Origin of the sequence: Bacteroides sp. MSK.20.82 (assembly GCF_019052485.1) — a bacterium.
GTDB classification, from domain to species: domain Bacteria; phylum Bacteroidota; class Bacteroidia; order Bacteroidales; family Bacteroidaceae; genus Bacteroides; species Bacteroides thetaiotaomicron.
The window spans coordinates 1-13,668 of sequence record NZ_JAHQUN010000031.1; the positions used below are offsets into that span (position 1 = coordinate 1).

Annotated in this window: 13 protein-coding genes; 6 read left to right on the forward strand and 7 right to left on the reverse strand. The window is 45.0% G+C overall.

Features of this window, described 5'->3' with window-relative positions:
* Window positions 1-469: 469 nt before the first annotated feature.
* A complete protein-coding gene (locus tag KTR07_RS19645) occupies window positions 470-625 on the reverse strand; it encodes a hypothetical protein (RefSeq protein WP_008766918.1) in 156 nt (51 codons plus the stop codon).
* A 164-nt stretch (window positions 626-789) separates the two neighbouring features.
* On the opposite strand from KTR07_RS19645, the gene KTR07_RS19650 reads away from it, so the two are divergent.
* The 6 genes from KTR07_RS19650 to gldH all read left to right on the forward strand — a co-directional run bounded on the left by KTR07_RS19650 (window position 790) and on the right by gldH (window position 6,329).
* Entirely contained in the window at window positions 790-1,302 is a 513-nt protein-coding gene (locus KTR07_RS19650) for a ferritin-like domain-containing protein (RefSeq protein WP_008762757.1), read from the forward strand.
* 253 nt (window positions 1,303-1,555) lie between these two features.
* Window positions 1,556-2,086, forward strand: a complete 531-nt coding sequence (locus tag KTR07_RS19655; protein WP_008762756.1) for a hypothetical protein — start codon at window positions 1,556-1,558, stop codon at window positions 2,084-2,086.
* 156 nt (window positions 2,087-2,242) lie between these two features.
* A complete protein-coding gene (metF, locus tag KTR07_RS19660) occupies window positions 2,243-3,196 on the forward strand; it encodes a methylenetetrahydrofolate reductase [NAD(P)H] (protein ID WP_008762755.1) in 954 nt (317 codons plus the stop codon).
* A 1-nt stretch (window position 3,197) separates the two neighbouring features.
* Window positions 3,198-4,322 (forward strand): DNA polymerase III subunit, encoded by a 1,125-nt coding sequence (locus KTR07_RS19665; RefSeq protein ID WP_008766921.1) that lies wholly within the window; start codon window positions 3,198-3,200, stop codon window positions 4,320-4,322.
* Window positions 4,323-4,336: 14 nt separating this feature from the next.
* A complete protein-coding gene (gene ricT / locus KTR07_RS19670) occupies window positions 4,337-5,872 on the forward strand; it encodes a regulatory iron-sulfur-containing complex subunit RicT (RefSeq protein WP_008762753.1) in 1,536 nt (511 codons plus the stop codon).
* The gene (gldH, locus tag KTR07_RS19675) at window positions 5,850-6,329 is read left to right on the forward strand and encodes a gliding motility lipoprotein GldH (protein ID WP_008766923.1); all 480 of its coding nucleotides are present in this window, start codon (window positions 5,850-5,852) and stop codon (window positions 6,327-6,329) included. Before ricT ends, gldH begins: the two co-directional genes overlap by 23 nt.
* 1 nt (window position 6,330) lies before the next feature.
* Here the strand turns inward: gldH and rodA are convergent, their stop codons facing one another.
* The 6 genes from rodA to purH form a co-directional block, all read right to left on the reverse strand.
* A complete protein-coding gene (gene rodA, locus KTR07_RS19680; protein WP_048696106.1) occupies window positions 6,331-7,788 on the reverse strand; it encodes a rod shape-determining protein RodA in 1,458 nt (485 codons plus the stop codon).
* Entirely contained in the window at window positions 7,769-9,631 is a 1,863-nt protein-coding gene (gene mrdA, locus KTR07_RS19685; protein WP_008762750.1) for a penicillin-binding protein 2, read from the reverse strand. Before mrdA ends, rodA begins: the two co-directional genes overlap by 20 nt.
* A 2-nt stretch (window positions 9,632-9,633) precedes the next feature.
* Window positions 9,634-10,131, reverse strand: coding sequence for a rod shape-determining protein MreD (mreD, locus tag KTR07_RS19690; protein ID WP_008762749.1), 498 nt, complete (start codon window positions 10,129-10,131; stop codon window positions 9,634-9,636).
* Window positions 10,131-10,973, reverse strand: coding sequence for a rod shape-determining protein MreC (gene mreC, locus KTR07_RS19695; protein ID WP_055300351.1), 843 nt, complete (start codon window positions 10,971-10,973; stop codon window positions 10,131-10,133). Before mreC ends, mreD begins: the two co-directional genes overlap by 1 nt.
* 19 nt (window positions 10,974-10,992) lie before the next feature.
* Entirely contained in the window at window positions 10,993-12,015 is a 1,023-nt protein-coding gene (locus tag KTR07_RS19700; RefSeq protein WP_008762747.1) for a rod shape-determining protein, read from the reverse strand.
* Window positions 12,016-12,122: 107 nt separating this feature from the next.
* Entirely contained in the window at window positions 12,123-13,646 is a 1,524-nt protein-coding gene (gene purH / locus KTR07_RS19705; RefSeq protein WP_008762746.1) for a bifunctional phosphoribosylaminoimidazolecarboxamide formyltransferase/IMP cyclohydrolase, read from the reverse strand.
* Window positions 13,647-13,668 lie beyond the last annotated feature (22 nt).

Sequence of the window (13,668 nt, forward strand, 5' to 3'; positions counted from 1 at the left end):
GTAAACTAATTCAGTTATAACAAACGAAGTTGTCAACTAAAACCAGTACACATCAATAACTTATAGTTTCCTATCATTTCTTGGAATGGAAACTGTCGTTTCCCGGTGAGGGAACGGGCGTTCCTTTTAATGGAAACGACCGTTCCTTTTAAAGGGAACTGCCGTTTCCTCCGAGGAAACTAACGCTTCATCGAGGTTGTCAACTAAATCCAATACAGTACAGACAACAAAAGAGGGGCTATCAGACATTAACACGCTGAATATCAAACCACAACATCAAGTAAAAAGTGTATTAAAGCATGGATATAGAGTGAGAGCAAATGCCTGCTCCCACACTGCTACAACACTTGCTACAACAGCTGTAACAACGATGAATAAGACGATACAAGCAAAAAGTGAGAGCATGGGAGCAAAACACGTGTTTAATTCATAGTAAGCAGAAAATATACTCGCCTTGAATCTACTCTTATTATTTGCCTGCTATTGATGCTTCAATCATTTGTCTTAGCAAACCGGTTGTGCTTGATTCAGCATGAAGCAAGCATTCCCGGTTACCGAACACAAAAAAAAGAATACCAAATGGCACACGAACATCCACCCCTAAATCAATCAATCTATCTGCCATATTGGCATTTTTCTATCTTTATATATTACAGGAGAAATCTCATTTCAACGCTTGCATACCATGCATATATAAAATCACTGTTAAATCACTGCTAACTCTCAAACAAAAACATCTCCCGTCTGTTACATACCCGACTTGAATATAGTAACCTAAACTTTTAAATTATGGCTAGAGAAAGCGTAAAAATCTTACAAGGAAAGCTTGATGTAGAAAGCTTGATTTCACAGTTGAATGCAGCATTGTCCGAAGAATGGTTGGCATATTACCAATACTGGGTAGGTGCATTAGTAGTAGAAGGCGCTATGCGTGCAGACGTACAAGGCGAGTTCGAAGAACATGCAGAAGAAGAACGCAGACATGCGCAACTGCTTGCCGACCGCATTATCGAACTAGAAGGAGTACCCGTATTGGACCCGAAGAAATGGTTCGAACTGGCAAGGTGCAAATATGATGCTCCCCAAGGATTTGATTCTGTAAGTCTGCTAAAAGATAATGTAGCTTCTGAGCGTTGCGCAATACTGCGTTATCAGGAAATTGCTGACTTTACCAATGGAAAAGATTTCACTACCTGCGACATTGCCAAGCATATCCTTGCTGAAGAAGAAGAGCATGAACAAGATCTTCAGGATTACCTGACTGACATTGCCAGAATGAAAAAATCATTTCTCGACAAGTAATTTCCGACTCGTCAGAGAATGAACGAAAGGCAGTCTTAAAAAGAGAATATCAAAACATTCTCTCTTCAAGATTGCCTTTTTTCACAAATATATGCGAAAACGCCCCCAAAGTTTATACTCCTTTAAACTCCTTTTGAACAATTTTCGTCCTGATTGGAACACCGCATTTCAGTTGATTCCTCCTACCTTTGCAACCACACTTAATCATAAAGTGCATAGAAAACAGGTATAAAGAGTATAAAAAGAAAAGACTATGGCAAATCAATTATCAAGAACTGATAGTTCATCCAATCAGGATATCAGACAACGATTCAACGTAAAAAAAACAATCATCGGAGTTATTGTTTTATTAATAGGATTATTTCACTTACCTGAAGCGATCCTCCTCATTATGGACGGCATTTCTTTAGATAGCATATTGTATCTTATCGGCAATATATTACTCTGTCTGCTTGGCATATACCAACTTAAATTCCGTTCCAGGGAAATGAGATATCTGCCGACTAAAAGCGTAGTCAAAGAGAAAAACTATTCTTTCAATCTGAAATACCTTGAACCATTGAAAGAGATGATCGAATCAGGCAATTTTTCTAACAATATCAATATTGAGAAAGGAACAGGCGGAAATCTTCGGCTGGATGTCCTCATGTCGGCTGACAAGAAATTCGCAGCAGTGAGATTGTTACAGTTTATCCCTTACAGCTACATTCCGGTCATGGATATGCAATATCTGCGGAATGACAAGATCGCCGCTCTGGAGAATTTCCTGGAACACTCTAAATAAGGGTCCGTTTTATTTTATCCATCCCCACTTTTATGTAATAGTGCGATAAAAACCAAACTATTTTCAAACAAATCAAGAAGAAATCTTTCTTTTTTCGTATTTTTGTCCCAATATGCACGTTTAATTCAAGTAGACAACGAACATCAACGAAAAAGAATGAGAGTAATTGATTTAATACATAACAGCGAAAAAACAGCTTTCTCTTTCGAAATCCTTCCTCCACTGAAAGGTACAGGCATCGAAAAGCTGTATCAGACTGTCGATACCCTTCGGGAGTTTGATCCGAAATATATCAATATCACCACGCATCGCAGCGAATACGTATATAAGGATCTGGGCAACGGACTTTTCCAGCGAAACCGGCTGAGAAGACGCCCGGGGACTGTTGCCGTAGCTGCCGCTATCCAGAACAAGTATAATATAACGGTGGTTCCGCACATACTGTGCAGCGGCTTCACCCGTGAAGAAACCGAATATGTACTGCTCGACCTGCAATTCCTCAATATCACCGATCTGCTGGTACTTCGGGGAGATAAGGCCAAACATGAATCAGTATTCACTCCCGAGGGCGACGGGTACCATCATGCTATCGAGTTGCAGGAACAAATCAATAACTTCAATAAGGGAATCTTTGTAGACGGCTCGGAGATGAAAGTAACCAACAGTCCGTTCTCCTACGGTGTGGCTTGCTATCCGGAGAAGCACGAGGAGGCTCCCAACATCGAATCCGATCTCTTCTGGCTGAAAAAGAAAGTAGAAGCAGGGGCGGAATATGCTGTGACACAGTTATTCTACGACAATAAGAAATACTTCGAATTTGTAGAGCAAGCGAAGGCAGCAGGTATCAATGTGCCTATCATTCCGGGCATCAAGCCATTCAAGAAGTTGTCTCAACTCAGTATGGTGCCCAAGACATTCAAAGTAGACTTGCCGGAAGATTTGGTCAAGGAGGTTTTGAAATGCAAGAACGACAAGGAAGCCGAACAGGTTGGTATCGAATGGTGCGTCGCCCAATGCAAAGAGTTAATGGCACATGGAGTGCCAAGCATCCACTTCTACTCCATCGGAGCAGTGGACAGTATCAAAGAAGTGGCTAAAATCATTTATTGATATGTTTTTCAGAGACGTAATCGGACAAGAAGAAATCAAGCAACGACTCATTCAGGAAGTGAGTGAAGGGCGCATACCGCATGCCCAACTGATCTGTGGCCCCGAAGGAGTCGGTAAAATGCCGCTGGCTATCGCTTATGCCCGCTACATCAGTTGCACCAACCGGGGTGAGACGGATGCCTGCGGAGTATGTCCGTCGTGTGTGAAATTCAACAAACTGGTACATCCGGACGTACATTTCGTATTCCCCATCGTGAAAAGTTCTAAAGGAAAACGGGAAGTGTGCGACGACTATATCGCCGACTGGAGACCATTCGTTCTGAAGAATCCGTACTTCAACCTGAATCACTGGCTGAGAGAAATGGATGCCGAGAATGCACAGGCCATCATCTACGCAAAAGAGAGCGATGAAATCCTGAAGAAACTCAGCCTCAAATCGAGCGAAGGAGGATTCAAGATCACGATTCTTTGGTTGCCCGAAAAGATGCATCCGGTATGTGCCAACAAATTATTGAAATTGCTCGAAGAGCCACCTGAGAAAACCATCTTCCTGCTCGTATCGGAAGCTCCGGAAATGATTCTGCCTACCATTCTGAGCCGTACTCAACGCATGAACGTGCGAAAAATAGACGAGCCGGCCATCGACCGCGTATTGCAGTCCAAATACGGTATCCAGCCTGCCGACAGCCTTTCCATTGCCCATCTGGCAAACGGGAACTTTATCAAAGCACTGGAAACTATTCATCTGAATGAAGAGAATCAGCTCTTCTTCGACTTATTTGTCAGCCTGATGCGATTGTCCTATCAACGGAAAATCAGGGAAATGAAGCTCTGGAGCGAACAGGTTGCCGGCATGGGACGTGAACGCCAGAAGAACTTTCTGGAATACTGCCAGCGCATGATCCGCGAAAACTTTATATTCAATCTCCATCAGCGTGATCTGACATACATGACAATCAACGAACAGAATTTCGCCTCTCGCTTTGCTCCTTTCGTCAACGAAAGGAACGTAATAGGCATCATGGATGAACTAAGCGAAGCGCAACTGCATATAGAACAAAATGTAAATGCCAAGATGGTATTTTTCGACTTCTCTCTGAAGATGATCGTACTGTTGAAGCAATAATAAATATATAAACTATGGAATATAAGCTTCATAATGGGAGCGGCGGTCTTTGCTGCAAAGGATGCTCCCGACAAGATAAGAAACTGAACACTTACGATTGGCTGGCAGACATACCAGGCAACGCGGAAGAGTGTGATATGGTGGAAGTGCAATTTAAAAACACCCGAAAAGGCTATTACCGCAACAGCAATAAGATCAAACTGGAAAAGGGAGACATCGTTGCCGTAGAAGCTGCTCCGGGCCATGACATCGGCGTCGTGACCCTGACGGGAAGACTCGTCCCGCTGCAAATGAAGAAGGCCAACTTCAAGACTGATGTTGAAATAAAGAGAATCTACCGGAAAGCAAAACCGGTGGATATGGAGAAATTCAACGAAGCGAAAGCAAAGGAACATGCGACCATGATCCGTGCCCGCCAGATCGCACTGAACCTGAACCTGGATATGAAAATCGGTGATGTGGAATATCAGGGCGACGGCAATAAGGCCATCTTCTACTACATTGCTGACGAACGTGTGGACTTCCGCCAACTGATTAAGGTACTTGCCGAAGCTTTCCGTGTCCGTATTGAAATGAAACAAATCGGTGCACGACAGGAAGCAGGACGTATCGGAGGTATCGGTCCTTGCGGACGGGAGCTTTGCTGCGCTACTTGGATGACGAGCTTTGTATCGGTATCTACAAGTGCCGCCCGCTTTCAGGACATTTCACTGAATCCTCAAAAGCTTGCCGGACAGTGCGCAAAGTTAAAGTGTTGTCTCAACTATGAGGTGGACTGCTATGTGGAAGCTCAGAAGCGCCTCCCTTCCAAAGAAATCGAACTGGAAACAAAGGACGGCACTTTCTACTTCTTCAAGGCTGATATTCTGAGTAATCATGTTTCTTACTCTACGGACAAGAACTTCCCCGCCAATCTGGTAACAATCAGTGGAAAACGTGCCTTTGAGGTAATTGCCATGAACAAGAAAGGAATGAAACCGGATAGTCTGCTCGAAGCTGAAGTGAAGCAAGAATCCAAAAAGCCGATTGACTTGCTGGAACAGGAAAGCCTCACCCGCTTCGACCGTAACCGAAATAATAAGGACGGAAACAACGGTAACCGGAACAAGAAGAAGAGAAAAGGAAATAATGACAACCGCCCGCAGGCACAGGCCGAAGGTGGAAATCGTCCGCAGCAACCTCAGAGGGGGGAGAACGAGAATCGTCCCCAACCGTCAGAGAACGGCAACAGAGGAGAAAGAGGAGACAGAGAAAATCGTCCGAGAAACAATAACAATAATAACCGGAACAGAGGACAGAATCAAGGACGGAATAATGAGAACAGACGTCCGGAAAGAGGACAGAATCAGGAACGTCCACAGAATCCGAACCGTCCGCAGAATCAAGAGCGTCCGCAGAATAGAGAACGGCAACCCAAACAGGAACGTCCTCAAAATCAGGAACGCCCGCAGGAACAAGGAAGACAACCCAACCAGGAACGTATTCCCAGACCTGAAAGAAATTCGAATCAAGAGAAACCGCAAAATAATGAAAAGCCTGCTCAGGAATAGCTTATTTTGTTTATTCGGTGCCTGCCTCATGGCAGCCTGTAATGAAAATACCGTGTATCACTCCTACCAGTCCCTGCCCAATGAGGGATGGGGAAAGAGTGATACACTCTCTTTTCAGTGTCCTGTTACGGACAGTATTCCTGGTACACTCAGATTATTTGCGGAAGTTCGCAACAGAAGTGAATACCCTTACCGCAACCTTTACTTATTCATTCATGAGAATCTGCTCGACTCCACAGTATGGCGCACTGACACGATAGCGGTCAACCTGGCTGATTCCACAGGAAGATGGACAGGCAATGGGTGGGGAAGTATCTATCAAACAGCAGTTTTTGTCAAATCTGTCCGCCCGCTGCATCCCGGAAACTACACAGTTAAGATTGTGCACGGAATGCAGGATGAGAAATTAACCGGACTCAATGACGTCGGTATCCGGATTGAAAAACAAGGAGAATAGATTAAAGCCTTCTGCCTCTTCCGGCATCCAGCCTCAGGAAGATAAACAATAAAATGGTGAATCCCCACAAGGAAGAACCTCCGTAACTGAAGAACGGCAAAGGAATACCAATTACCGGAGTCAGCCCAAGCACCATCCCGACATTAATAAAAAGATGGAAAAGGAAAATACTGACAACGGAATATCCATAGACACGTGCAAAAGTGGAAGTCTGCCGCTCGGATAAAGCAATCAGTCTCAGAATCAATATAAGGAAAGCCAACAGAACAGCAGCCGAACCGACAAATCCCTGCTCCTCTCCCACTGTGCAGAAGATAAAGTCAGTATCTTGTTCGGGCACATATTTCAGTTTCGTCTGTGTGCCATTCAGAAAGCCTTTTCCGGTCAATCCACCGGAACCGATGGCTATCTTTGACTGATTGACATTATATCCTGCTCCCGTCAGGTCTTCTTCCATACCGAGTACAACCTTGATACGGATTTGCTGATGGGATTCCAAGATGTTATCAAATACGTAGTTACTGGAATACAGAAAGCCGATAGAGCCGATGGCAAACAGGGCAATCAGGAAATAGGAACGTTGACGCTCTCTCAATGCCAGATAGAGCAGATAACCTACCACAAGAACACAAAGCCCCCATTGCACCCATACCAGACTGAAGTGTATTCCGTATTCCGATATTAAATATGCGATAAGCAGAATGATCAGGCTTCCTCCGATAATGTTCCGTGTGGGTTCCCACTTTTTGGGGTACACCCATACCATTCCTCCGGCAAACAACAGAATCAATAACAACACGATAAATTCGCCCAACGGTGTGGGAGTATCGGCAATAAAGACCTCGTCAAAACGGATGCCGACAACAAAGTAAATCACTGCACACAAACCGGCAAAAAGCACTACACCGGGCATTCCTTCCCGATAAAGCACCAAAAAGAAGGCAAGATAGACTAATGCTGACCCCGTCTCCCGCTGTCCGATAATCAGGAGCATCGGAAGAAGAATGATAAAGCCCAAGACGAAGGCACACTTTTCTTTCTTTATGCTGAATGAGTATGAGTTCATATATTTCGCCAGCGCCAGTGCCGTAGCAAACTTGGCAAACTCGGCGGGTTGCAGGCTGACCGGTCCCATCACCAGCCAAGAACGCGATCCTTTCGTATCCGGTGCGATAAAGATGGTAACAATAAGCAGCACAATCATCCCTACATATATAATGTACGCGAACATATCATACATCCGGTCTTCCAGCATCAGCAAAACAAATCCCAAACCAAAGGAGCAGATAATCCATACAAACTGCTTTCCGGCACGGGTAGAGAAATCAAAGAAGTCACGATCGCCATAGTCATAGCTGGCACCGCAAACGCTGAACCATCCGCCGACAATCAAAAGCAGATAGATACCAATCGTTACCCAATCCAGTGTTTTCCACAAACTATCGTTCCTCGTTACCATATAAGATGATTCTGTTACTGATTTCTTCTGCTCTTAACTCATTCTCGGGCGACAACTTCCCTTTCATATATTGTTCCATCATCAATGCACCGATCGGCACTCCATAAGTCGCTCCCCAACCTCCATTCTCTACATATACGGCAATGGCGATCTTAGGCTGGTTCATCGGAGCAAAGCCCATAAACACCGAATGGTCATGTCCGCGATTCTGCGCTGTTCCTGTCTTTCCGCAGGCTTCAAGTTCCGGCACCATCACGGACAGCATACGGCAAGTACCTCCGGTGGCAGCAGCACGCATTCCTTCTACCACAGATTCATAATGTCTTCGCTCTATGGTTGTGTTGCGTGGATGTCGATAAATGCTATCCAACTGCGCATCCTGAATTTCCTTCACAATATGTGGTGTTGTAAAATGTCCGCGATTGGCAATCGTTGCCCCTAAGTTAGCTATCTGAAGAGGGGTAGACAGAATTTCACCTTGTCCGATGGAGATACTGATGACCGTCAGTCCGTTCCAGTGTCCACGATAAGCCTTGTCATAAAATTGCGCGTTCGGTATCAAGCCCCGTTTCTCTCCGGGCAAATCAACTCCTAACTTATAGCCGAATCCCTGAGAAACCATGTGATCTTTCCAAACTGTGATGGCATTCTGCGGTGAACCGTACTTGCGATCGCCGAACATACGGAACAGCCCCCAACAGAAATAGGAGTTGCAAGAAGTCGCAATAGCCGGAATCAATGGCAAAGGTGAGCCGTGAGCATGACATCCCACTGTCAGACGCCCATAATGGAAACCACGAGAACAGGGGAAAGAAGGACTTTGCTCGGTAATGATTCCTTCTTGCAGGAAGGTCAGTCCCTGTGCCGTCTTGAAAGTTGACCCCGGAGGATAGACTCCCATCAACGCACGATTGAGCAACGGTTTCTGTTTATCGCGTTGCAGCATCAGATGGTTCTTGCCACGCTGACGACCAATCATCAGATGCGGATCATAATTCGGAGAAGAAACCAGACAAAGGATTTCTCCGGTTTCCGGTTCGATAGCTACGATACTTCCAATCTTATTTTTCAATAACCGTTCGCCTAATATCTGCAAATCGATGTCGAGACTCAGAGTCAGATTCTTGCCCGGAATGGAAGGACGGTCATACTCTCCGTCCATATAACGTCCCTGGATACGTCCATGCGCATCGCGCAACAGAATCTCTACTCCCTTTTCTCCACGCAGGTATTTCTCGTACGATCTTTCAACTCCCAGTTTTCCTACATAATCTCCGCGGATGTAGTATCCCTCTTCATCCGCCTCCATATCTTTAACGGATACCTCACCGATATCCCCCAAAGCATGGGCGGCAGCATTGTATGAATATTGCCGGATCGTACGCCGCTGAATATAAAAACCGGGAAACTTGAACAGTTTCTCCTGGAAGACACCGCACTCCTCCGCAGAGAGTTGTGACATGAACAGCTGGTTGGTATATCGGGAATATCCCGGATTGCGGCGGCGGTCTCTCATATCACTCATGATCTTAAGGAACTGAGCACGAGTAATGCCCAACGACTCACATAAATCGAGTGTATCCAGATTTTCGACCTCTTTCGGGACAAGAGTGATGTCATAGGCCGGCTGGTTGAATACCAGCAGTTTGCCGTTACGGTCGTAAATAGCACCCCGTGAGGGATATTGAATTTTATTCAGGAAAGCATTGCTGTCGGCATTCTTCTTGTAGTCGTCTGTCGTTATCTGCAATACAAAGAGGCGTATCAGATAAATCAACACAATAGTTAAAGCAATCCCCCCGATAACAAATTTCCGCTTTTCTAATCTATAGTCTTTTGCCATTCCTATCTCCTTATTCCTTCTACAGCAAGAATGCAGGTTAAAGTCAGAAGGGTGCACGAAATCACCCGCAATAACAACAGCCAGATGCTGGTAAATGAGAAGAACTCAATGCTGAGTAATGCCAGGCTATGGACAAAAACACTTGCCGTGGTATATTTCAGGAAAGGAGTGATGCCCATGCTCTTGAAAGAAGGGATGATACTGTCCAGATTGTCACGCGGAGTAAACAGGCGCAGCAAGGACGGACGAAGGAAAGCCAGCAGCACGGTTGCCGCAGCATTCATCCCCGGAGTATCGGCAAAGATATCAATGGTTAGTCCGAAGAAGAAAGCCCACAACATCAACTCATTCCGGGAAGTTCCGGAAGCGAATTTCAGTATAAAGTAAATGTAGAGAAAGGGAGTAGCATATCCGGCAATATGTACGTTATTCAGGATCAGTACCTGAAGAAGTACCAGCCCGATAAACCATCCGATTCTATGTATATAGGTAATTATCATTATTTCACAGCCTTATTTTCCAGTTCTTTCTGTTCCTGCTGACCGTTCCGGGCTATCACCCGCACATCACTCACCTTGCCGAAATCGGTAGCCAACTTGATTTTCAACAAATAAGACAATCCGTCGTGCGAATCGGACATATCATCGACTGTTCCTACCATAATTCCTTCAGGGAATACGGTAGAGAAGCCGCTTGTCACCACCGTATCACCCAGATTAAACTCTGCATGACGAGGCAAATCTTTCAGATACGCATAACGGGAATCTCCATGCTCCCACTTCAGATAACCAAAGTAGTCACTTCCGACAATCTTGCAACTAATATTTGACTTGCTGTTCAATACCGAAATCACGAGTGAATACGAAGAGGAGGTTTCATAGACAATGCCCACTATTCCGTTTCCGTCCACCACTCCCATTTCGGGACGGATGCCGGAAGAAGAACCCTGATCGAGCGTTATATAATTATCCGCCTGATTCAGACTGTTCTTAATGACGTGTGCCTTGAACAACCGATAATCTGTCAGAGGTATCTCCCTGATGCTGTTTACAGTGGCCGAATCAACCTGATGCTCCCGCAACGCCTTTTCCAGATTAGTGATCTGCTGTTCGAGCGCCATATTACGATCCAGCAAGTCTGCGTTGACCGATTTGAGATGGAAATAAGAGCTTATTCCTCCCGAAACTTCATAAACTGCCCCCACAACGACATTGGCAGATGTAAAGAAAGTACTCTGCTGGTAGTTGTTGAACCGAAATAACAAAACAAAACTGGCTACCTCTAATACGATGAAGAGGAACCAGTAATTGTATTTCAAAAGGAAGTTTATTAAATTCCGCATGAATAATGATCCGTATTATTTATCTCATCAAGAAAGAGAAACGGTCTACATTCTTTAATGCCACACCCGTACCTTTGGCTACTGCGTGCAAAGGATCTTCAGCAATGTGGAAAGGTATGTTAATTTTATCTGTCAAACGCTTGTCCAGTCCGCGAAGCAATGCACCACCACCGGCAAGATAAATACCGTTGTGTACAATATCCGCATACAGTTCGGGCGGCGTATTTTCCAATGCACTCAGGATGGCTGTTTCAACCTTGGAGATGGATTTCTCCAGACAGTGAGCCACTTCCTGATAACATACGGGCACTTCCATCGGAAGAGCTGTAATACGGTTCGGTCCATGAACGATGTAATCTTCCGGAGCGTCATCGCCAAGCTCGGTCAGTGCAGCACCTACGTTGATCTTAATACGTTCTGCCATACGTTCGCTGACTTTCACATTATGCTGACGGCTCATGTACTCCTGGATATCCGCAGTCAGATCATCACCGGCGATACGGATAGAGTTGTTGGAAACGATACCTCCCAAAGAGATAACGGCAATTTCCGTAGACCCACCACCTATATCCACGATCATGTTTCCTTCGGGCGCTTCTACATCAATACCGATACCGATCGCCGCAGCCATCGGTTCGAATATCAGATAGACGTCACGCCCACCGGCATGCTCGGCCGAGTCACGAACGGCACGGAGTTCTACTTCCGTACTTCCCGACGGCACACCGATCACCATACGAAGTGACGGCGAAAACAAGTGATTACGAGTATTTACCTGTTTAATCAAACCGCGCATCATTTGCTCGCAAGCATAGAAGTCAGCGATCACTCCATCCCTCAACGGACGAATAGTACGTATATTTTCGTGGGTCTTTTCGTGCATCAACTTCGCCTTTTCCCCAACGGCGATCATCTTATCTGTACGGCGATCCAAGGCCACAACCGAAGGCTCATCCACCACAATTTTCCCGTTTGTGATGATGATGGTATTGGCTGTCCCCAAGTCCATCGCTATTTCTTGTGTAAAAGAGAATAATCCCATTAATATAAAGTATTAAGTATTAAGTATTAGGTATTAAATATTAGGTATAAAGTAGACTGCCTTATCCGCAAGGTTAATACTTAATACCTAATACTCAATACCTGTTTTTAATGTTTAAAATGACGGATACCGGTGGTCACCATCGCCATACCGTGCTCGTTGCAGTAAGCAAAAGTAAGATCGTCTTTCACCGAGCCGCCCGGCTGGATGACTGCCGTAATACCTTCTTTGTCTGCTATTTCCACGCAATCCGGGAAGGGGAAGAAAGCATCTGAAGCCATTACCGCACCGTTCAGATCGAATCCGAATGATTTGGCTTTTTCAATCGCTTGTTTCAAGGCGTCTACCCGTGAAGTCTGTCCCACACCGCTTGCAAGAAGCTGTTTGCCTTTTGCCAGCACGATAGCGTTTGATTTACTGTTCTTAACGATCTTGTTGGCAAACAACAGATCTTCCACTTCTTCCGGAGTAGGAGCTTTGTCTGTCACAGTTCTCAGATCGGCAACCGTTTCAATATTCATATCTTTGTCCTGCACCAATACACCGTTCAACAAAGCACGGAACTGTTTCTTAGGCAGTTTGGCTTCTTTGCGAACCAGGATGATGCGGTTCTTTTTCTGTCCCAAAATCTCGAGCGCGTCTACGTCATAGTCCGGCGCGATAATCACTTCGAAGAATATCTTGTTGATCTCTTCAGCTGCTGCTTTGTCAATCACTCCGTTAGTAATCAACACGCCTCCGAAAGCGGAAACGGGATCACCGGCCAACGCGTCTGTCCATGCTTCCAGTACAGTTGGACGAGAAGCCAGGCCACAAGCATTATTATGTTTCAGGATAGCGAAAGTCAAATCTTCGTATTCGTCGATCAGATCAACGGCAGCATTGATGTCCAACAAGTTGTTATAAGAGATTTCCTTACCGTGAATCTGATCGAACATGGCGTCCAGATTTCCGTAGAAATAACCTTTCTGATGAGGGTTTTCACCGTAACGGAGTTGCTTCTGGTTGTTTACCGAACAACGGAAAGCAGAACCTTCGCCGGCATCGAAATAATTGAAGATAGCTGAGTCGTAGTGAGAAGAAACGGCAAACGCTTCTTTTGCCATCCAGCGACGTTCTTCGAGTGAAGAAGTAGCACCATGTTCCATCAGCATATCCAGCAATGGCTTATATTGTGCCTGAGAAGCCACGATGATGACATCGTTATAGTTCTTGGCAGCAGCACGAATCAAAGAGATTCCACCTATATCGATTTTTTCAATGATGTCTGCTTCGGATGCACCGGAAGCTACGGTAGCTTCAAACGGATACAGGTCGACAATAACCAAATCTATTTCGGGGATTTCATACTTTTCAATCTGTTGAATATCCTGTTCCAGGTCACGACGGCAAAGGATACCTCCGAAAATCTTCGGATGTAATGTCTTCACTCTACCACCGAGGATTGAAGGATAAGTGGTCAAATCTTCCACTGCCTTACAAGGATATCCTAGTGATTCAATAAACTGACGAGTTCCACCTGTTGAGAGAAACTCTACTCCTTCTTCGTAAAGTTTGGTAATAATTTCATCCAAACCTTCCTTATGGTATACAGATACCAATGCAGTTTTTATTCTTTTAGACTCTGACATTGAATTGCTTATTAAGTATTTG